General features: G+C 39.9%; 20 protein-coding genes. 8 read left to right on the plus strand and 12 right to left on the minus strand.

The window, feature by feature from the left end; all coding sequences use genetic code 11:
• Positions 1 to 63: 63 nt before the first annotated feature.
• The 6 genes from proB to AMS59_RS03405 all read left to right on the plus strand — a co-directional run bounded on the left by proB (position 64) and on the right by AMS59_RS03405 (position 6,129).
• The gene (proB, locus tag AMS59_RS03380) at positions 64 to 1,158 is read left to right on the plus strand and encodes a glutamate 5-kinase (protein WP_053482346.1); all 1,095 of its coding nucleotides are present in this window, start codon (positions 64 to 66) and stop codon (positions 1,156 to 1,158) included.
• A 12-nt stretch (positions 1,159 to 1,170) separates the two neighbouring features.
• Positions 1,171 to 2,421, plus strand: coding sequence for a glutamate-5-semialdehyde dehydrogenase (locus tag AMS59_RS03385; protein WP_053482347.1), 1,251 nt, complete (start codon positions 1,171 to 1,173; stop codon positions 2,419 to 2,421).
• A gap of 301 nt (positions 2,422 to 2,722) precedes the next feature.
• Positions 2,723 to 3,619 (plus strand): DMT family transporter, encoded by an 897-nt coding sequence (locus AMS59_RS03390; protein WP_053482348.1) that lies wholly within the window; start codon positions 2,723 to 2,725, stop codon positions 3,617 to 3,619.
• Between the two features lie 285 nt (positions 3,620 to 3,904).
• On the plus strand, positions 3,905 to 4,879 hold the full coding sequence (locus AMS59_RS03395) for a carbohydrate kinase (protein ID WP_053482349.1): 975 nt from the start codon (positions 3,905 to 3,907) through the stop codon (positions 4,877 to 4,879).
• Between the two features lie 33 nt (positions 4,880 to 4,912).
• The gene (locus AMS59_RS03400; RefSeq protein ID WP_053482350.1) at positions 4,913 to 5,302 is read left to right on the plus strand and encodes an RDD family protein; all 390 of its coding nucleotides are present in this window, start codon (positions 4,913 to 4,915) and stop codon (positions 5,300 to 5,302) included.
• A gap of 62 nt (positions 5,303 to 5,364) precedes the next feature.
• Positions 5,365 to 6,129, plus strand: a complete 765-nt coding sequence (locus AMS59_RS03405; protein ID WP_053482351.1) for an aminoglycoside 6-adenylyltransferase — start codon at positions 5,365 to 5,367, stop codon at positions 6,127 to 6,129.
• 76 nt (positions 6,130 to 6,205) lie between these two features.
• Here AMS59_RS03405 and AMS59_RS03410 read toward each other — a convergent pair whose 3' ends face one another.
• A complete protein-coding gene (locus AMS59_RS03410) occupies positions 6,206 to 6,646 on the minus strand; it encodes a GNAT family N-acetyltransferase (RefSeq protein ID WP_053482352.1) in 441 nt (146 codons plus the stop codon).
• 56 nt (positions 6,647 to 6,702) lie between these two features.
• Complete coding sequence (locus AMS59_RS24800; protein WP_234007668.1) at positions 6,703 to 6,867, minus strand: hypothetical protein; 165 nt, start codon at positions 6,865 to 6,867, stop codon at positions 6,703 to 6,705.
• Positions 6,868 to 6,953: 86 nt separating this feature from the next.
• Here AMS59_RS24800 and AMS59_RS03415 point away from each other — a divergent pair, with 86 nt between their 5' ends.
• On the plus strand, positions 6,954 to 7,406 hold the full coding sequence (locus AMS59_RS03415; protein WP_053482353.1) for a MarR family winged helix-turn-helix transcriptional regulator: 453 nt from the start codon (positions 6,954 to 6,956) through the stop codon (positions 7,404 to 7,406).
• A gap of 206 nt (positions 7,407 to 7,612) precedes the next feature.
• Positions 7,613 to 9,250, plus strand: coding sequence for a PucR family transcriptional regulator (locus tag AMS59_RS03420; protein WP_053482354.1), 1,638 nt, complete (start codon positions 7,613 to 7,615; stop codon positions 9,248 to 9,250).
• On the opposite strand, the gene AMS59_RS03425 is transcribed toward AMS59_RS03420, so the two are convergent.
• Genes AMS59_RS03425 through AMS59_RS03470 form a run of 10 tightly spaced genes read right to left on the minus strand, consistent with a single transcriptional unit; the run spans position 9,239 to position 20,147 of the window.
• The gene (locus tag AMS59_RS03425) at positions 9,239 to 10,066 is read right to left on the minus strand and encodes an ABC transporter permease (RefSeq protein ID WP_053482355.1); all 828 of its coding nucleotides are present in this window, start codon (positions 10,064 to 10,066) and stop codon (positions 9,239 to 9,241) included. The two genes, AMS59_RS03420 and AMS59_RS03425, sit on opposite strands and share 12 nt — an antisense overlap.
• A gap of 12 nt (positions 10,067 to 10,078) precedes the next feature.
• On the minus strand, positions 10,079 to 11,020 hold the full coding sequence (locus AMS59_RS03430) for an ABC transporter permease (protein ID WP_053482356.1): 942 nt from the start codon (positions 11,018 to 11,020) through the stop codon (positions 10,079 to 10,081).
• 17 nt (positions 11,021 to 11,037) lie between these two features.
• Positions 11,038 to 12,585 (minus strand): ABC transporter substrate-binding protein, encoded by a 1,548-nt coding sequence (locus AMS59_RS03435; RefSeq protein WP_053482357.1) that lies wholly within the window; start codon positions 12,583 to 12,585, stop codon positions 11,038 to 11,040.
• 18 nt (positions 12,586 to 12,603) lie between these two features.
• Positions 12,604 to 13,575 (minus strand): P1 family peptidase, encoded by a 972-nt coding sequence (locus AMS59_RS03440; RefSeq protein WP_053482358.1) that lies wholly within the window; start codon positions 13,573 to 13,575, stop codon positions 12,604 to 12,606.
• Positions 13,576 to 13,614: 39 nt separating this feature from the next.
• Complete coding sequence (locus AMS59_RS03445; protein ID WP_053482359.1) at positions 13,615 to 14,592, minus strand: ABC transporter ATP-binding protein; 978 nt, start codon at positions 14,590 to 14,592, stop codon at positions 13,615 to 13,617.
• A complete protein-coding gene (locus AMS59_RS03450; RefSeq protein WP_053482360.1) occupies positions 14,567 to 15,595 on the minus strand; it encodes an ABC transporter ATP-binding protein in 1,029 nt (342 codons plus the stop codon). The genes AMS59_RS03445 and AMS59_RS03450 overlap by 26 nt, the downstream gene beginning before the upstream one ends.
• Before the next feature lie 17 nt (positions 15,596 to 15,612).
• Positions 15,613 to 17,070: an aldehyde dehydrogenase family protein gene (locus AMS59_RS03455; RefSeq protein WP_053482361.1), complete on the minus strand. Its 1,458-nt coding sequence runs from the start codon at positions 17,068 to 17,070 to the stop codon at positions 15,613 to 15,615.
• Positions 17,071 to 17,081: 11 nt separating this feature from the next.
• Positions 17,082 to 17,828, minus strand: coding sequence for an SDR family NAD(P)-dependent oxidoreductase (locus AMS59_RS03460; RefSeq protein WP_053482362.1), 747 nt, complete (start codon positions 17,826 to 17,828; stop codon positions 17,082 to 17,084).
• A 1-nt stretch (position 17,829) separates the two neighbouring features.
• Entirely contained in the window at positions 17,830 to 18,918 is a 1,089-nt protein-coding gene (locus AMS59_RS03465; RefSeq protein ID WP_053482363.1) for a tartrate dehydrogenase, read from the minus strand.
• Positions 18,915 to 20,147 (minus strand): M20 family metallopeptidase, encoded by a 1,233-nt coding sequence (locus AMS59_RS03470; protein ID WP_053482364.1) that lies wholly within the window; start codon positions 20,145 to 20,147, stop codon positions 18,915 to 18,917. The genes AMS59_RS03465 and AMS59_RS03470 overlap by 4 nt, the downstream gene beginning before the upstream one ends.
• Positions 20,148 to 20,785 lie beyond the last annotated feature (638 nt).

The raw sequence follows: 20,785 nt of genomic DNA on the forward strand, positions 1-20,785 counted from the left end.
TATTAGGATGAAAAGGTTTTTTATTTTTAAATAAAAGTGTAATGGCGAATTGGAGGTATTGCTATGGAAAGAAAAAGAATCGTCGTGAAAATTGGGAGTAGCTCCTTAACAAATGCAAAAGGTGAAATTGATAAAATACGTTTAATGGATCATGTTCAAGCGATAGCTGAATTAAAAAAATACGGTCATGAAGTATTGCTTGTTTCGTCAGGTGCAGTTGCAGCAGGCTTTAAACAGCTCGGGTACCCTTCTCGTCCCGTTACAGTAAAAGGTAAACAAGCTGCGGCGGCAGTTGGGCAAAGTTTACTTATTCAAACCTACAATGCTTTGTTTAGCATTTATGATATTGTGCCTGCTCAAATTTTACTGACACGCACTGATTTTTCAAAAAAAGAGCGCTATAAAAATGCCTGTGCCACATTTGAGGAATTATTAGAGCGCTCCATTCTACCTATCATTAACGAAAACGATACGGTATCTGTCAGCGAATTAACCTTTGGAGATAACGACATGTTATCGGCACTAGTAAGTGGTCTTGTTCATGCCGATCAGCTCATTATCTTAACTGACATTAATGGCTTGTATAACGCCAATCCAAATAAAAACCCAGATGCCAAACGTATTGATCGTTTAACAGAGGTATCTGATGAGATGCTTGGCTTCGCAGATGGTGCCGGTTCGAAGGTCGGTACAGGTGGTATGGAATCCAAATTATTGGCAGCTCGAGCAGCTTTAAATGCAGGTGTTAAGGTGTTTATCGGAACTGGTCACGGTGCTAATAAGCTTGTCGACATCCTAGAGGGACGTGGTGATGGTACGTATGTTGAGCATGATGCGCTTGCTATTTTAACAAATAATAAACAGTGGATTGCACTCACGGAAGTATCTGGTAAAATTTTTATAGATAGCGGTGCAGAACATGCATTATTGGCAAATGGGAAAAGCTTGTTGCCTGCTGGTGTATATCGTGTCGAAGGCGACTTCGCAAATGGCGACGTTGTCGAGGTTTATAGTGACAAGGGACTGCTTGGCCGTGGTGAAGTCTTATATTCTTCCCTAGAGTTAGCACATGCGATGGGAAAACGTACAGATGAGTTAGCGAACTATCCAATTGAGGTCATTCACCGAGACAAATGGCTAAAAATTCAAACAAATTAAGGGGGAATTTATATGACAAGCGAAGTTCAACAAAAAGGGAAACTAGCAAAGGCCGCAAGCTATATTTTAAATATTAAAACAACTAGCGAAAAAAATGAGGCTCTCACAAAAATTGCTGAACAATTAATCATCGACCAAGATACTATCATTGCTGAAAATGCAAAGGATTTAGCTCATGGCGAGAAACAAGGAATGCCCGCTTCTACACTTGATCGCATCATGCTAAACAAAGAACGCGTGGAAGCTATGTCAAGTGCCATTCAGTTACTTGTAGAATTAAATGATCCTGTAGGTAGTCTTTTAGAGCGAATAGAAAAAGATAACGGATTACTAATTGAAAAGCGTCTAGTGCCACTTGGCGTTATCGGAATGATTTACGAGGCGCGACCTAATGTAACAGTGGATGCGGCCACATTATCATTGAAAACAGGCAATGCAGTCATTTTACGTGGTAGCTCTTCTGCCAAATTTTCTAATATAGCTCTTGTGGCGAGTATTCATCGTGCACTTAGCAAAACGTCTATCCCTGTGGACGCTGTACAATTAATCGAGGATACCAATCGTGAAACTGCGAAAGAATTATTCCATTTAAAAAAATACTTAGATGTATTGATTCCTCGTGGCGGAAAGGCACTTATTGACTTAGTAGTGAATGAAGCCACTGTACCAGTACTAGAAACAGGTGCTGGTAACTGTCATATTTATGTGGACCAAACGGCCGATTACATAAAAACAGAAAAAGTTTGTATCAATGCAAAAACACAACGTCCTTCGGTTTGTAATGCAGCAGAAAGCTTACTTATTCATCCTGATTGGTTTAGTAAGCACGGTAAACAGCTACTAAGTACTATGCATCAAGCCGGTGTGACAATTATCGGAGATGCTACCGTTTGTCAAGCTCTCGATTTCGCTCAACTTGCAACAGCAGAAGACTATGCAACTGAATATTTAGATTTAAAGATTAGCGTTAAAATTGTGGAAAACGTTTATGAAGCAATCGAACACATTAATCAATACGGCACGAACCACTCTGAAGCCATCATGACAGAGGATCAGTTAGTAGCAGATACTTTCTTAAATAGTGTGGATGCTGCAGCTGCTTATCACAATGCCTCCACCCGCTTCACTGACGGTTTTGAATTTGGTTACGGTGCAGAAATCGGCATTAGTACGCAAAAATTACACGCTCGCGGACCAATGGGTTTACCAGCGTTAACATCTACAAAGTATTACATTCACGGTAACGGCCAAATCCGAGAATAATTGTAGAATATAAATGAAAAGCCGACAGCGTATGTCAACTGTCGGCTTTCTTTTCTTAAGATTTGTAGAGGAGCGGGGGCGAATTCTTCTCCAAGATGAGCAGTTTGAAACTATACCTGAGCGAATTCTTCTCGTAGCCGAGCAATTTCTTACTATACCTGAGCGGATTTCTTCTCTTAGCCGAGCAGTTCCTTACTCTACCTGAGCTAAAAACTTTGAGAACGAGGCGAAATAACGTTAAGTTCCCCCTATTTTCACAAGCGACAAAAATTATAATAAATCTATAGAAAGAAGGTTTTGGATGAATATTTCAGCGATTATCAAACTAACTGTTTCAATGGCCCTTTTTGGTTCTATTGGATTTTTTACCGTTCATACTGGCGTACCTGCAACCGAGTTAGTATTTGTTAGATGTATTTGCGCTACCCTCTTTCTAGGAGGAATGTGGCTGATCACAGGTGGTCATATAACGGAGAAATGGGACAAAAAAGAAATATTACGTACACTTCTATGTGGTGTCTTTATTGTCTTAAACTGGGTATTTTTATTTAAAGCCTTTGAAGAAATGTCAATTTCCATTGCTATTTCTATTTATAATTTAGCACCAATATTCGTATTAATATTTGGGGCATTGTTTTTAAAAGAAAAGATGACTATTCAAGCATTATTAGCAACATTAACTTGCTTTATCGGCAGTATGCTCATTATTGGTTTAAATAATTTTATGTCACTCTCTGAATTTATGAAATCCGGCTTTATTTGGGCATTACTGTCTGCATTGTTTTACGCGTTTACGATGCTCACAAGTAAAACAATCACAAAGCTTAGCTCCTATGCCTTAACATATATCCAAACTGCAGTCGGAATTATCATACTATTGCCATTTGTTAATTTTTCATTATTTGATGACTTAACGACAACAAACTGGCTTTATATTTTAGGAACAGGCTTTATTCATACAGGATTTGTTTATTATTTATTTTTTGATAGTATTCGGAGCCTCTCTACTATTCTAGTTTCAGTATTAGTATTTGTTGACCCAGTAGTGGCTATATTGCTTGATATGCTGTTGCTTGATTTTATGCCGAGCTTCATGCAAACAGTTGGTATTGTATTAATTTTTGGGGGCATTTTCTACACAATTTATGTACCAAAGAAAAAGCGAATGTCTCAGGCGACGAGACAGCTAGAAATGTAGAGGACGGATACAAAGCGCAAAGTGACGGATAGAACCGCCAAAGTCGTGGATAACCCGTCAGAGCGACGGAAAGAAGAGCCAAGGTGACGGATACAAATGAAGGCGACGGAACCGACTGGCAGAACGACGGATGCAAAGCGCTTAGTGACGGAAATCTCGAGCAGAGCGACGGATAGAAAAGACAAAGCGACAGAAAGCCCACGCCCTATGGCCTTTTTTCTGTGCGAAAGCGAAGCGACAGCAACAATTACCTAAGGTGAAATTAATATAAAGGAGATTTTTCCCGTGAGTAAACTTTATGCAATTGGTGAATTATTAATTGATTTTACACCTACTGAACAAAATGCTTCTCTTGCTACAGTTGAGCGATTTACTAAAAATGCTGGTGGGGCCCCTGCGAATGTTGCAGCTGTTTGTGCAAAACTTGGGCAACAAGCAGCCCTCATTACACAGGTAGGTCAGGATGCTTTTGGAGATTTTCTCGTAGAAACGTTAAAAAAAGCCGATGTCGATACGAACTATATTGTTCAAACTGTTAAGGGTGAAACAAGTCTAGCCTTCGTTTCCCTGACAAGTGATGGAGGCCGTGATTTCTTATTTTATCGCCGCCACGCAGCAGATATACTTTACAACAAAGAACAACTCCCACCTAATCTATTAACAGATATAGATATTATTCATTTTTGTTCAGTTAATTTAGTGGAAAGCCCTATGAAACATGCACATATGGCATTGATTGAACAGGCTCATCAGGCAGGTAGTCTTGTTTCCTTTGATCCCAATGTTCGCTTGCCACTATGGAATGATGAGAAGGCATGTCGTCAAACTATTTTAGAATTTTTACCAATGGCCCATATCGTTAAATTGTCCGAGGAGGAGCTTTTATTTTTAACAGCGATTGAGGATGAGGAAACAGCAGTCCATTCATTATTTCAAGGGAAGGTACAAGTACTCATAATTACTCGTGGAGCAGAAGGAGCAAGTCTTTATACTCAAAAGCTTCATATCAAAGTGCCAGCTGACAAGGTCCATGCGATTGATACAACCGGAGCGGGCGATGCCTTTATTGGAGCATTTTTAGCTATTCTTCTTAGCAAGCACATTACAGCGATCAATCTAGTCGACTTTTGTAAGGAGCAGGCTATTCCCCTCCTAACATTCGCAAATCACTATGCAGGAGCTTCGACAGAAAAACATGGTGCCATTGCATCTTACCTTACTAAGCATGAATTGCTATTTAAAGATAATATGCTCTTATAACTATTTTACAACTTATTACGAGGAGGAGATCTGGTGAACTCTATTTCAAAAAAACGAACAAAAGCATTTCTAATCGATATTGCTATTTCGTCGGCTGTCACAGCTGGCGTGGAGTATATCCTGCGAAAAAAGGTAAAAAACGAGGCGATTCATGCCATCGTTACACCGACAGTCGTTATGTGGTCACTTGAATTAGCACAATTACGTAAAAAAGGGCAAACAGTTGGCTACAAAAAAATGGGACTAGTTCTTGAAAATGAAAATGGGACTAGGCTGACTTCCACTCAAATTATTAAACGCATGGCTTACCGTGACTCAATTAGCACATTCGATTACTTGAAAAATCCAAAAGCATTCGAACAACAAAACGGACAACTTCTTCCCCACGATAGCTTCTCAGGCACTGTTGTTAAGGAAGTCTAGCTAAATAAGGCTGCTCAAAATATTATTTGAGTAGCCTATTTTAATAGAAGGAGCTAATACACTTGAAATTAGATCATATTGTTGAGGTTTTACTTGAAAGTTTAAAAGATGATCACTATATTGAAGCTGTATTTTTAAGAGGATCGATGGCTAGAGAAGAGTATGATGAATTTTCGGATATCGATATTTATTGCGTTGTGAATGAAGAAAATGTCGAAGCCTTTTTGCCCAACCGCAACCAACATATTGAAGCCTATAAGAAAACTTTATTCGTTGATGACATCTATATAATTGCTCCCCAGTTATTAGTCATATATGAAGATATGATTCATATCGACTTATTTACAGTAACACCCTTTGAAATAAGTGATAAAGATACTATGAAAATTTTATTTGATCCCCATGGAATCTTAACAGCTAAACAGAAAAGTACAACTTTGTCACTAACTCCACTCGAATTTCAGGATGCTGTAGATGATACTGTCTGGTATTTATATCAATATTATTGGAGTGCTCAACGTGGAAATGAGATTTGGAGTGTTCATTTACTGCGGAATAGTTTAGAACACTTCGCAAAAGTACTACTGCATAAGTATTGTCCTGAGCGGGCTTTACTTGGACTTAAAACATTGTCTAATTCATTACCCACTGACCCATTACATGAAATAGTCGATATCATGAATTGTATGAGCCTTGTAACTCATGAGATGGCAGTAAAGAAATTAGTGAACGCCTTCAACAATGAATCAGATTGGATATTTGAACATGTGCCGAGTAAAGAAAAAATTAAGCCATTATGGGAAAAATTAAAAGAGCTATTACACTAAAACAAAATAGCAAACTAAATTAAACCTAGTTTGCTATTTATGTTGTATGGTCATCTAAAAAATAAAATAAATACCACTACACTCTATTAAAATGTTTTTTCATTAAAACATGTGGGATGCCACAATCCATAAATTCTTCGCCTTCACGCTTATAGCCTAATTTTTCATAAAAGCCCTCTGCATAAGATTGTGCGTTTAATTTAGATTTTGTTAAACCTTTTTCAAGTGCTATTTCCTCTAAACCTTGGATAATCACTTTACCTAAACCAAATTTGCGGAATTCTATTAATATGCATATACGCTCTAGTTTGCCGTAGCCATCAACAACTCGCAGTCTGCCAGTGCCAACAGGTTGTTCGTTATAGTACACAAGAATATGATCACATGCAGCATCTAGTGTGTCGAATTCATCAAATTCTTCTTCCTTGGGTACCTTTTGCTCCTCTATAAAAACTTTTTGACGAATGGCAAATGCTGTTTGTAAATCCTGTTCATCTGTAATTTTTTTCGTGTTCATCTTTATATTCCTCCTCGTTTTTTGCTGTTCGGAACGTATTCTCCGTTGGTAGAACTTTATTTTCCGCCGGTTGAGCCGTCTACTTCGCCGGTAAAACCTCTCTTTCCGCCGGTAAACACGTCAATTGCGCCGGTAAATCCGCTAATTGCGCCGCTAAAACTGCTTTTTCCGCCGCTAATACCGGCAATTGCGCCGCTAAATCCGCTTCCCCCGCTGTACATATGAAGTGAAATTTCCTTGCATGGATGATAATATATAGTATAGAGCATTTTTTATTGCAAATACAATATTTTTTCGGAGGCAATTAATGAAGGAAATTTTGCGAGATATTGGCGCGATTGCGAGAGCACTTGATTCCATTAGTAATATTGAGTTTAAAGAACTTGATTTAACAAAGGGACAGTATTTGTATGTCACTCGCATCTGTGAAAACCCTGGTATTATCCAAGAAAAGGTTGCTGAACTATTGAAGGTAGATCGCACAACTGCCTCCCGAGCGATTCAAAAGTTGGAGATAAAAGGCTTTGTAGAAAAGCGTAGTGAAGTTGGTAACAAGAAAAATAAACAGCTTTTCCCAACAGAAAAAAGTTTAAAGATATATCCATTGTTAAAGCGAGAAGGAGACTATTCGAATGCTAGAGCATTAGATGGTTTTTCTCCTGAAGAAATGGACAGTGTTCAAGACTTTTTAATTCGTATTCGTCAAAACATCGAAACTGATTGGGAATACGTAAAAAAAGGTCATAAACGAAATTATTAAAGGCGATTCCTTGCGCTTCTGAGCATTTGGAGTCGCCTTTCTTTGCGAAAAATACCTTTTTATCGCTTCACTCCATACATACATCCGTCCGTCTTAATCCCTAGGAACCCTTATTCACCGAATTTACTCTATTATTCTAATTAATGTTGAAATTTTCTGATTAATAAAACATAATTATTGTACATTCGAAGGGTAGGTGCTTATTAATGTCGAAACATCCTCTACTTGTACGTGATGTATTAGAGCGAAAGCATTTTGAATCTGCCAAGCTAATCGCAGGACAACAAGGCCTAAATCGACAAGTACTATGGACACATATATTAGAGATAAAAAATTTTGATACGTTAATAAATGGCGGAGAGCTCATTTTAACAACTGGTGTAGGTTTACAGTTAGAGCGTGAAACACAAATTGCTTACTTGCAAAACCTTATTCGTAACGGTGCGGCAGCTCTTTGTATTGAGATTGGTGATTATTTTAATTATGTCCCTGTAGAACTGGTTGCTATGGCTAATGCTCATGATTTTCCTATCATCATTTTTGAAGAGGTTGTAAGATTTATCGATATTACGCAGGATCTACATACGTACATTATTAATCAACATCAGCAAGCATTAACACAGCTTGATACGCTATCAAGAACTTTTATGGAATTGTCGTTAATGCCAAATGGGATTTTAAAAATTTTACAGGTGCTTCATCAAGATACAGATGCATTATTTTTATTTGTCTCTGAAGATACGAAAAGCTTTTATTATCCAATAGAAGCCAAAAAGTATTTACAACTTATGGAGGAACACTGTCAGCAACTAGAATTACATGAACCCATTCAACTACTGTCCATTGATAAAGATCATTTCGTCATCATTCCAGTCAACGGACTTGGACAAGTATGGGGCTATTTATGTATGCGTTCTGCACTGCCGAAGCCAAGTGATTATACATTGTTAAACATTGAACGTGCTACGATGTCTATTGCCCAAATATTAATGCGTAATCGAATGCTACAGGAACGGCAGCAAAGTCGTGAGGATGAATTTATCCTCGCCTTAATACAAGGAGAACCCATTGATCTTCAGCATTATCAAAGTTATTTACCGATGGAAAGTCGCAACTTATTTTATCGCGTAGTCGTGTTTAATATGCTTGATTATGCCAATACCTTTTCAGAGGAAGACTGGCAAGAAATACAGCTACAAAATGTCATGTTTGTGCGCTCCATCCTAAAAAGACTTGGCTTTTTCCCTACCGTTTCGGTTCGCCAGCATGAAATTATTATCCTTGCATTTTACATTGCTGCAGATGATATTGTGGGAAATCGCGACTCTTTTAATCTAGCTATACAGCAGATTATTGCTCGAAAAACACCACAGCTTTTCGAGCAAATAACCTTTACCTTTGGCATTAGCAATGTTTATCAATCCATTAACAGCGTACAGCAAGGCTATAAAGAGGCCAAAACAACCATTCACATGCAACACAATGAACTTGCTTCTTCTATTTACTACAAGGATTTAGGTGTTTACAGATTGTTATTACATCAGGAGCATGCTGTCCTTTTGCAATACGTTAAAGATTATTTACAAGAAATACTGTTGATTGATCAAAAGAATGGGTATGACCTTTATCAAACGCTCTGTGTTTATTTAGCTTGCAATGGCGCCAAAAATGATACAGCTGAACAATTATTTATTGTCCGTCAAACACTCTATAAACGAATTGAACGACTAGAAAATATTTTAGGAGCTGATTTTTTACAGGCCCCTCACCGTCTCAATATAGAAATAGCGGTGAAGGCCTATGAATTATTGAAAAAAACAGCACCTGATATGTTACGCTTTTGAACGTGGATCCATAAAATCGCGTAACGCATTGCTAAGCATATACAAACCTAATACAAGTACTGTAATGGCTCCACCTGGCGCATAAGTGTACCAAGGGGCTCCAACTAAATAAGCTTGTGAATCTTTTAACATTCGTCCCCAACTAGGGTTTGGTGGCTGCACTCCAAGCCCTAAATAACTCAGTGCCGCCTCCGCAAGCATCGCAGTTGCAAAGGTTACAGTTGCAGCGACGATAATCTGCGATGAAATATTGGGTAAAATGTGGCGAAACATAATACTGTAAGGTTTTACGCCGATTAACTTTGCAGCTAAGACATATTCAGTGTCACGATGTTGGACGAATCCACTACGCACAATTCTAGCAATGGCTGGTATGGCAATAATGCCCAATGCAATTGCAGTATTAACAATCCCTGGTCCAAATACCGCAACGAGCATTAAAGCTAATATAATTCCTGGAAAGGCCATTAATGCATCCATCATGCGCATAAAAATTTCATCGATCCAGCCTCCTACATACCCCGCAATACCCCCAATTAAAATACCAAAAATTGTGCCGATAAATACCGTCAGTAGACCGACTGCAAAGGCTGTTTGTGTTCCTTTCATAATACGACTAAAAATATCACGGCCAAATTCATCCGTACCAAAAAGATAATTACTACTTGGGCTACGTAATTTTTGAGGTATGTTCATCGAGTTCACATCATGTGGTGTATAAAAAAAGCTAATCATCATTACGATTAGAAAACCGACAATGACTAGTAGACCAATGATTAAATTGATATTTTTCATGTACCTTTGTATATTTTTCATCGTATCCACCTTTCATCGTAATCGGATTCTAGGATCTAACACAGAATATAAAATATCGACCATAAAATTGATCATGACCACTGCAACAGTAATATACATAACGATTCCCTGTACTAATGGAAAATCACGATTACTAATAGCCGTGATGAGTAGTTGACCAACACCCGGGAGTGAAAATACTTGCTCCACAATAATCGTTCCAGCAACAACTTCAGCCATGATCAATCCAAATACCGTTAATATTGGAATCATCGAGTTTTTTAAGACATGCTTATACATCACATTGTGCTCAGACATCCCTTTACTACGAACTGTACGTACATAATCGAGCTGAACTTGCTCTAAAATAGCCGTACGAACATAGCGGAAATTGACCGCAATTTGTGGAATCGCAATTGTTAACGCTGGGAGAACGAGCGTACTTAACGCTCCTGCTACACTTTGCGTCCATGGAATATACCCACTTATTTTAAAGAAGCTGAACTGCATGCCAATATATAAAATGAGTATCATGCCAAGCCAGAAAGAAGGAATGGCCATGCCAACTTGCGTCACTGTCGATAACGACACATCACTGAGCTTATTTTGTCTTCTCGCCGCAAACATCCCCAACGGTAAGGAAATGAGTAACACAATTAAGAGGGTGAGCCCAGCCAATGACATCGTTACAGGTAGTCTGTCAAACAGTAATTCTTTTACTGGCATTGAAAAACGAATGGAATTTCCTAATTCCCCTGTCAATAATCCCTTCATCCAATCTGTATATTGCTCATAAAGGGGGCGATTCAGGCCAAGCTCTGATCGCAAATTTTCAATTTGTGTGGGATCCGCTTCAGTGCCTAACATTGTCCGAACCGGATCACCAGGTAAAATTTGAAAAACACCGAATGTTATCATCGACACTAGAAGGATGGTAGTTATTAACAGGATGAATCGACGTAATATATACATCATCTAGCACTCATCCCTTTCTAGTTAGAAAATTTAACCTCAGACATATCATGGAACCAGAATGGGTAGCTCTTTAATCCTGTAACTTGCTTATTTGAGCCCCAAACAATCTGATAATCTGCGACGTAAACTGCTGCTGCCTGCTCAGCTAAAATTTCCTGTGCACGATGGTAATAGTCAATTTGTTTTGTCTGCTCTTTTTCCTTTAAAACGTCTGCCATAATTTTGTCGTATTCAGCATTTTTAAATTTGAAGAAGTTTTCGCCATCATTTGTGGAAATATAATCATTTAAAATTTCATAGGCAGATGCACGACCTGTTAAATCAATCGTTGTCATTTGATAGTCGCGACCAAAGTAAACTCGGTCTAGCCAAATTCCCCATTCTACGACCTCAATTTCCACATCAATACCGATTTCCTTTAAATTAGCCGCTACGATTTGCGCGATATTTGAATACATATCATTATGCGAAGACACTGTAATTTTTGTTTTAAAGCCCTTAGGATAGCCCGCTTCTGCTAATAATGCTTTGGCTTTTTCCACATCGCGCTTATACATATTTTCTAAGCCTTTCTTTTGATAGTCCCCCATCGCTGGACTCATATTTGAACCAAGTGGTACAGCATAGCCTGCATACACTGAGTCAATAATATCGGACTTACTAATAGCGTAGTTAATTGCTTGACGGACCTTTACATTATCAAAAGGTGCTTTCGTTTCATTAAATGTCACGATTAAGGATGAGTTATTATTTTGATGAGACAAGTTATAGTTATTTTCCACTTCACTTACGCGCTGCCAAGGTACACTCGTTAAATCGACTTCATTGGCCATTAAACTCATAATCGCCGCTTGATCATCCGATTGGAAGGTAAACGTCACTTTATTCAAGTATGGTAACCCTTTCTTCCAGTAGTGTTCATTTTTCTTCATTTCTAAATTTGTACCAGGAGAGTATTTTACATAAGCAAATGGTCCAGTACCTATTGGGTTTTCATTATGCTTTCCATCATTGCTTTTTGGTAAGATGGCTGATTGTCGAGCAGTTAATGAATATAAGAAGTTGGAGTTCGGTTCCTTTAGCTTGATGATAAATGTATTGGCATCTGGTGCTTCTGTTGACGCCACATTATCAAAGCTGTTTGACATCTTTTCGCCACCGTTTTTCCCCATTAAACGATCAAAAGAATACTGAATATCCTCAACCGTTAAATCCTCACCATTATGAAATTTCACACCCGTACGAATTTTAAATGTATAAGTTAAACCATCGTCAGATATTTTATAGCTTTCGGCTAGCCCTTCTTTTAAAGTACCATCCGTTTCTGGTGCCATCAGTCCTTCAAAAATATTGAGGATCATTTGGTACGATATAGATGCTGTTGCTTTATGTGGATCTAAAAAATCTGGATCATCATTAACACGTACTACGATTTCTTGAGGTAAATCTGCAACAGTCTTTTCTTTTGAAGTTGCATCTTTTCCGTCATCACTTGAACAGGCACTTATTAGTAAACCTACTATCAATATCAACAACAGCATCAACCAATTGTTCTTTAGCCTCATGTCATTTCCCCCTATCCCCTATGTGTGCATTATTTGAATGCTTTTAAAGCTTTCTACTTCACCTAATTTATTAGCAGCTTTAATGCCAGAAATGATCGCTTCCTCCATAGCCCTTGTAGCTAAATGGCCCAAATAGTCAACTGGAAATGTTTTATCTCCTGTACCTAGCACGAAAATCGTATCTCCATCCAGCATTGTGTGTACAGGATAAATTGCCCGAGCGAGAGCATTTTGTGAAAGCTGGGCTATTTTTTTCGCCTCTGCTTTTGTCAGTCTGGCATTCACTGCAATGACACCGATTGTCGTATTCGTACCCGACAATGCTTCCGATTGCACATACTCCTCTAAATACGTACAGCAATCAATCCATTCCCCTGTTTTCGGATTTCTTGCACCTGCTAGCGTTTCTCTTGTATTAGGATCTTTTACATCCCCAACAGCGTTGACAGCAACAATGGCCCCAACTACAACACCCTCTTTGCCAGCTATAGAGGCGCTACCTAGACCCCCTTTCATACAAAATTGAGGACCTGCCAATTTCCCTACAGTCGCACCATAACCGGCACCTGTATTACCATTTGCAAATGGACCAACAACCGCACGCTTAGCTGCTTCATAGCCCATTGGAGCAGTAGGCCTTGTCTTTGGATCACCGATAAATAAATCGAACAGAACAGCACTAGGAACAATTGGAATGGTAGCAACACCTGCATCCACACCAATGCCCTGCTCCTCTAAAAATTGCATGACTCCTGTCGCGGCATCCAATCCGAATGCACTTCCTCCGGACAAACAAATCCCATGTACATGATCAATTTCGTTAATAGGATCAAGTGCATCAGTCTCTCGAGTTCCTGGTGCTGAGCCTCTTACATCGACACCGCAAACTGCACCATTTTCCACTAAAATCGCTGTACATCCAGTAATTCCTTCACTATTTACTGCATGCCCAACCTTAACTCCAGGCACATCTGTAATATTTCCAAACATGATACACACCCCACTTTATAAAAAAACTAAATTTTCAGTTTATTTTTCATATAAAAAGCATGCTACCCGTTGATGTTTATTTTCTTCCTGAAGCACAGGCCGTTCCTGATGGCATCTTTCCATCACATATGGACAACGTGTATGAAACACACAGCCTACAGGAGGATTCATAGGGCTTGGCAATTCTCCTTGTAACGACATTTCTTGTTTCGGTTGATCAAAATTGATAACTGGAATGGCTGATAGCAGTGCCTGCGTATATGGATGCAGAGGATTCGCATATAATTCTTTCTTCGCGCCAATTTCCACTACCCTCCCTAAATACAACACAGCCACTCGATCGCTAATATGTTTCACAACACTTAAATCATGTGAAATAAATAAATAGGTCAAATGAAATTCATCCTGTAAATCCATCATTAAGTTCAAGACCTGTGACTGCACCGAAACATCTAGTGCAGATACAGGCTCGTCCGCAATAATGAACTCTGGATGAATAGCAAGAGCCCGCGCAATACCGATTCGTTGTCTTTGACCGCCGGAAAATTCATGCGGGAACTTTTGCATAGCATCTTCTGATAGACCAACCTTTTGTAAAAGTTCCTTTACACGTTCTTGGCGCTGCTCTTTCGTTAATGTTAATTGTAATTTCATCGGTTCTTCGATAATCGCACCTATTCGCATACGAGGATTGAGTGATGCAAAAGGATCCTGAAAAATCATTTGCATTTGATTACGATAAGTTTGCAGCTTACTGCCCTTTAACTGCTGAATGGGCTGTCCTTTATAGAAAATTTCTCCCTCGGTCGGTTCAACGAGTTTTAAAATAGTTCGCCCAAACGTCGATTTTCCGGAGCCGGATTCTCCAACGATACCAAGCGTCTCGCCACGAAAAATTTCAAGAGAAATATCATCGACTGCCTTAATGACTTTTTTCTCTTCCTTCATCGACTTGCGTTTCACAGGAAAGTAAGCTTTTAAATGATTAATTTCAAGCAAAACTTCTTTCTTCGTCAAGATCAAGCGCCCCCTTCTCCGTAAATAAATGACAGCGCACTTTATGCTCGTCTTGAATATGCATTACCTCAGGCTGCACCTCATGGCATTGTTCCATCGCAAATGGACAACGTGGAGCAAAACGACAGCCCTCTGGTAATGCATAAGCTGGTGGAACAGCGCCTGGGATTGACGGCAATCTTTTAACATCTGCGTCTAGATTAGGCATTGTTTTTAAAAGAGCAGATGTATACGGATGCTTTGGATTCATAAAAAGCTCTCGTACGGGTGCTTCTTCTACGATTTGTCCTGCATACATGACCATAACGCGATCTGCCGTTTCTGCTACAACACTCATATCGTGCGTAATAAATAATATAGCCGAATGATGTTCTTCCTTCATCTTCATCATAAGCTTTAAAATTTGTGCCTGTACTGTTACATCAAGTGCCGTTGTTGGCTCATCAGCAATCAGCAACTGCGGGTTATTGGACATAGCAATCGCAATCATGACACGCTGGCGCATACCACCGGATAATTGGTGCGGATATTCAGCAATAACCTTTTCTGCATTGGCAATACCGACTTCTTTTAAAAGCTGTAGTGATTTCTCCCATGCCTCTTTTTTGGAAATCCTCTGATGTCTACGAATTCCTTCTATCATTTGATTAGCGATAGTAAAAACTGGATCTAATGATGTCATCGGCTCTTGAAAGATCATACTAATTTCATTGCCTCTTATAGTGCTCATGTCTTTATTTTTATAGTCTAAGAGATTTTTACCATTCAATTTAATCGTACCAGCTGTGATTTCTCCTGGTGGTATCGGCAATAATCGCATAATTGATAACGATGTAATACTTTTACCGCTTCCAGACTCACCTACAAGCGCAACCGTTTCTCCCTTACGAATGGCAAAGCTCACATCATCAACAACTTTCGCCTGCTGACCATTTTTTAAATGGAAATTTATTTTTAAATGACTTACCTCTAGTAGCACCGGATTTTCTTTTGACTCATCCAAATGCATCCCTCCGTCTATCACATTTGATTAGGCAGTGCATAGCGTATTGCGATATTTTTCATTTGCGTATAATTTCTCAACGCGACAAAACCTTTTTCTCGACCAATGCCACTCTTTTTATAGCCACCAAACGGCATTTGAATTCCGCCAGCTGCTCCATAGTTATTAACAAACACTTGTCCAGCTTTTACACGGCTAGCGACATAATGTGCTGTATCTAAATCCTTTGACCAAACCCCTGCAACTAAACCGTAATCTGTACTGTTCGCTAAAGCAATTGCTTCCTCAACCGTCCTAAACGTCAATACAGTCAACACCGGTCCGAAAATTTCCTCCTGTGCAAGTGCATCGTTAGCTTCTACCCCTGCAAGTATTGTCGGTTCAACATAATAGCCCTTTTCAAAGCCTTCAATCGTCAGTGTTTCGCCACCAGTGACCACATAGCCATCTTCCTTCGCCTTTTGCAGCAGTGTTGAAATCTTCGTATATTGTCGTTCATTTAGAAGTGGCCCCATATCAACGTCTGCCTCACCCGGACCAACTTTTAAAGCTTGGAATTTTTGCACTAATTGTGCAATGAATTTTTCTTTGGCACTCTCTTCAATTAGTAATCTGGCCCCTGCTGAGCATGTTTGTCCGGCATTCTGAATAATGGCACGTACAACTCCATCTAGTGCTTGCTCCATGTTGGCGTCCGCAAAAACAATATTTGGTGATTTCCCACCAAGCTCTAACGTTACAGGTATAACATTTTCAGCAGCTGACTTCATCACCGCAATGCCAGTTGGAACAGAACCTGTGAACGTAATATGATTGATATCAGGATGAGACGTTAAATATGGCCCAACTTCACGACCTAAACCTGTAATATGTTGAAAAATACCTCTTGGCAATTTACCCGCAAACCATTCCGCTATGGCGTGTGTAGTTAATGGCGTATCCTCAGCACTTTTGACAATTACTGCATTGCCAGTAGCAATGGCAGCTGCTACACTTCTCGCTGTAATTTGAATAGGATAATTCCAAGGGACGATATGTACGGTAATTCCAACAGGCTCCAACACTACCGCATTTAAAATACCGTCTTCAATGGGAATCGTGTCCCCCATTACTTTATCAGCAGCTCCACCATAAAACTCAAAATAGCGAGCTGCTGCTTCAATATCGGCTCTTGCTTGTGTTAACGGCTTTCCAACATCACGACATTCTAATATACTCCATTCCTCTGCATGCTTGCGTATATAGTGCGCAAATTCAACAAGTAGCTGTCCTCGTTCATAAGCCTTTATTTTCCGCCACTCTTCACTTTCAAACGCTACACGTGCAGCACGTACAGCCTCGTCGATATGAGCTTTGCTTGCATTCATAATCTGAGCAATGACTTCACCAGTAGAGGGGTTCATAACATCTAATAAGGTCCCCTCCATACCACCGTAAATCCACTTACCATTTATAAACATCGGAATTTTTTTCACCCTTGTCCCTCCTATAGTCCACGACCACCGTCTACATGTAATGTCGTTCCTGTAACCATACTCGCTGCATCAGAGAGTAAATAACTTACTGCTCCTGCAATGTCTGATGGATCTACTAAACGTCCTAGGGGGACCGATTGAACAAAGACACTTTGCTTTGTTTGCTCGATATCTGCTCCTTGTGCCGTAAATTGACCGAGCATCTGTGTATCGGCTGGCCCTGGATGAATCGTATTAACACGTATTTGGAACGGTGCCAGCTCAATAGCCAAAGCACGGGTAAAGCTCTCTGCCGCCCCTTTAGAAGCAATATAAGCCTGCAAACCCGGGCGTGGTCGTACAGCAGAAATGGATGCGATTGTTACAATGGAGCCCTTTTGCCGCTCCTTCATATAAGGAACGACTGCCTTTGTTGTAATAAATAAGCTTTTAACATTGACATCCATTAACCGATTCCACTCGTCCATCGTTACTTGCTCAATTGGTGTTGCTGCCTGCGCTATACCAAGCGCATTGACAAGTCCATCAATCCGTCCATACTTGTCAAAAACCTGCTTGAATACTTCGTTCACACGTTCCTCTTGCAAGACATTGACTTCAAAGCATTGCAAGGCATCCTGCGCTAAATCGCCAAGGGAAGCTACAGATAAATCGAGCCCTACTGCAATATTGCCCTTTGCAAGCTGCTCCTGAATAATGGCTTTTCCCATACCGCCGCCAGCACCTGTAACGATAATGACCTGTTGTTCTACTGCCATACTAGACACCCCTTGCCGCTAAATTCATTTTGATAATTTCCTGACAAATCGCATCACCCATTTGTGCTGTTGTCGCCTGTCCACCAATATCTGCGGTTTTCACGATACCTTCTCGAAGTACCGTCTCAATCGCCTGAACAATTAGCTCTTCTAAATCCGCTCTCCCAATATGTCCAAGTAACAAAGCAAGTGACCAAATTTGTGCGATCGGGTTTGCTATGCCCTTTCCTGCAATATCTGGTGCTGACCCATGCACAGGCTCAAACATAGACGGGAATGCCTTTTCTGGATTTAAATTAGCTGACGGTGATAACCCAAGACCACCAACAATGGCTGACCCTAAATCTGATAAAATGTCTCCGAATAAATTGGAGGCAACAACAACCTGAAAATCTTGCGGTCGTTCCACGAAATAGGCTACTAAAGCGTCGATATAGATAGATTCTAGCTCTAAAGCTGTTGAGCTTTGCGCGAGAATTCTTCTAGTATGCTCATCCCAGAACTTCATTGAATGAATAATAGCATTCGATTTTGTCGCACTCGTAATTTTCGTTTTGCCATTTTTATAGGCATAATCACAAGCGGCTTGGACAATTTTTTCAATTCCGATACGTGTCATAATCGTGTTTTGAATGGTCATTTCCTGTGGTTGATTTTGATAAATTCGACCACCACTATCGGAATATTCCCCCTCGGCATTTTCCCGGAAGATAACAAAATTAATATCCCTTCCGTTGGCAAGCGGTGAAGATATGCTTGGTAACGATTTAATCGGCCGAAAATTAACATATTGCTGGAAGCTTTTTCGTATCGGCATAATTAATTCCCATACTGTCACGTCATCTGGAACACGAGCATCTCCAATAGCCCCGAACAATATCGCATCAAATTCTTTTAATATGTTTAAAGCATTGTCTGGCATCATCTGACCATGTTTGAGGTAATAATCTGAGCTCCAAGGAAAAATTGTTGTTTCTATTTGTAAAGCTGAATCATGTTCCTGAAGCGAATTTAGTACTTTTAGGGCTTCTTCCATAACTTCCTTGCCAATGCCATCACCTGGAATGACTGCAATTTTTGTGTGAGTCATTGTGCATTACCTGCTAAAAACTTTAATGCTGCCAAACGATAAATGGCTGTTGTTTCTGCTAATTCTTCGATATCGACATATTCATCAATTTGATGGGGAATATCACGATCCCCTGCTCCAACGGTAACTATCGGTACTCCATGGACATGAAGGAACGTTCCATCAGTAGCCCCTGGGACACCGTTATATTTCGGCTCTTTTTCCGTTACTTCAGCTACTGCCTCATAAATAGCTTGTACTACAGGATCCTCCTTCGCTGTAGCTGTGGCAGGGCGATTGTCAAGCACTGTTAGCTCTACCTTAAAATCCGGATCATCCGCTTGCAGACGTTTGATAATCGCCTCAATTTTACCAAGAAGCTCATCATGATCCTGCGCAGGAACTGTACGAATATCAAGCGTCGTCATACAATGATCAGGAATGACATTAATTTGCGCGTCTCCTTTTACAGGTGCTCGTAAAATCGTTGGTGTAATAGATGGCCAATTAAGCATCGGGTCGCGTCCTAAACGTGCTTGCTCTTCTTTTTCTAATTTTTCAAGCTCCACAATCAAACGTGCCATGCGCCAGTTCGGGTTAATGCCGCTCCAAGAAATTGCACCGTGCGCCATCTTCCCAAAAATATCTACCTTCAAACGTATCGCTCCACGCTGTGCAATACTTACATTATTTTCCTGCGGTTCACATATAATAGCCCCATCTACATCATCTGCCCAACCATTTTTTATAAAATGTTTAATGCCAAGCATCAATCCTTCTTCATCACAAGGAATACATAAAATAATCTTGCCTGTAAATTCCTCCTGATCCAGTAACAACGACTGGCAAGCTGTAATCATACACGCAAGATTTCCTTTTGTATCATTTGTGCCTCGGCCATACATTCGACCATCAATAATTTCTGCACCGAATGGATCGTACGTCCATGCTTCACGATTTCCTTCCGTAACGACATCTGTATGTCCTTCAAAGAGTAGCGTTTTCCCTGGTTTACCCGAATCAATAATACCAATCACATTTGGCCTACCTGGCACAACCTCCTCCACATACGTTTCAATCCCGAGATCGCGTAAATATTGAGCGACAAAATTTGCCACTTCTTGTTCATTGCCATTTGGATCATCTTCTCGATAAACGCTTTCTATACGCACTAGCTTTTGTGTAAGTTCGATAACTGCTTCCCGGTCACGCATATAAGATTCCGTTGTCTTTAAACTTGTTACTGTCATTCAAAACGCCCCCTATTTTATAGAATATCCTAGAGATCAATGATACCTCGGCATAATTGCGTCCAGAATCGGCTTTGTGCTTAGGCCTGCAGATGTTTTTTGCGCGAAAGCGTAGCGTCAGCAGCACAGATGCAGGTCAGTTAGCCGTTATCGCATGGATGCGATGATTTTAGGCTAACATCCTTTATTGAACTCCTTTCCGATTCCATGACATCCGCCGGAGGCTTTGGCCCAACAGATGTTTTTTGTGCGAAAGCGTAGTGCTAACGCAGCGACAGCAACATGATGTTGGTCACTCAGTCGTTGCCACAGGACGTGGCGTTCTTAGACTGAGTTCCTCTATTTTAGCAGGTGTTTGGATACCTGCTAAAAGAATTTAAATCATTTTAACATTGTCCTATTTGACAAGTATTAGACACTTTGTTAATAATACATAGAATGCTATTAACTTTATGTTTAGTAGTGAAAAGCTAGAAAACACAAAAATTATATATATTATGTTATTTTTCGATAAAAAGAGACTTAAGAGAGGCTCTATAATAAAATTAATGTCTTATCACCATAACGTGTGGTTGATTTCCGTTCCGATTGGACGCTTTCCTGGGGGCGTCCAATCGGAACGGAAATCAACTTATTTG

Source organism: Lysinibacillus sp. FJAT-14745 (assembly GCF_001275675.1).
Lineage (GTDB): Bacteria > Bacillota > Bacilli > Bacillales_A > Planococcaceae > Lysinibacillus.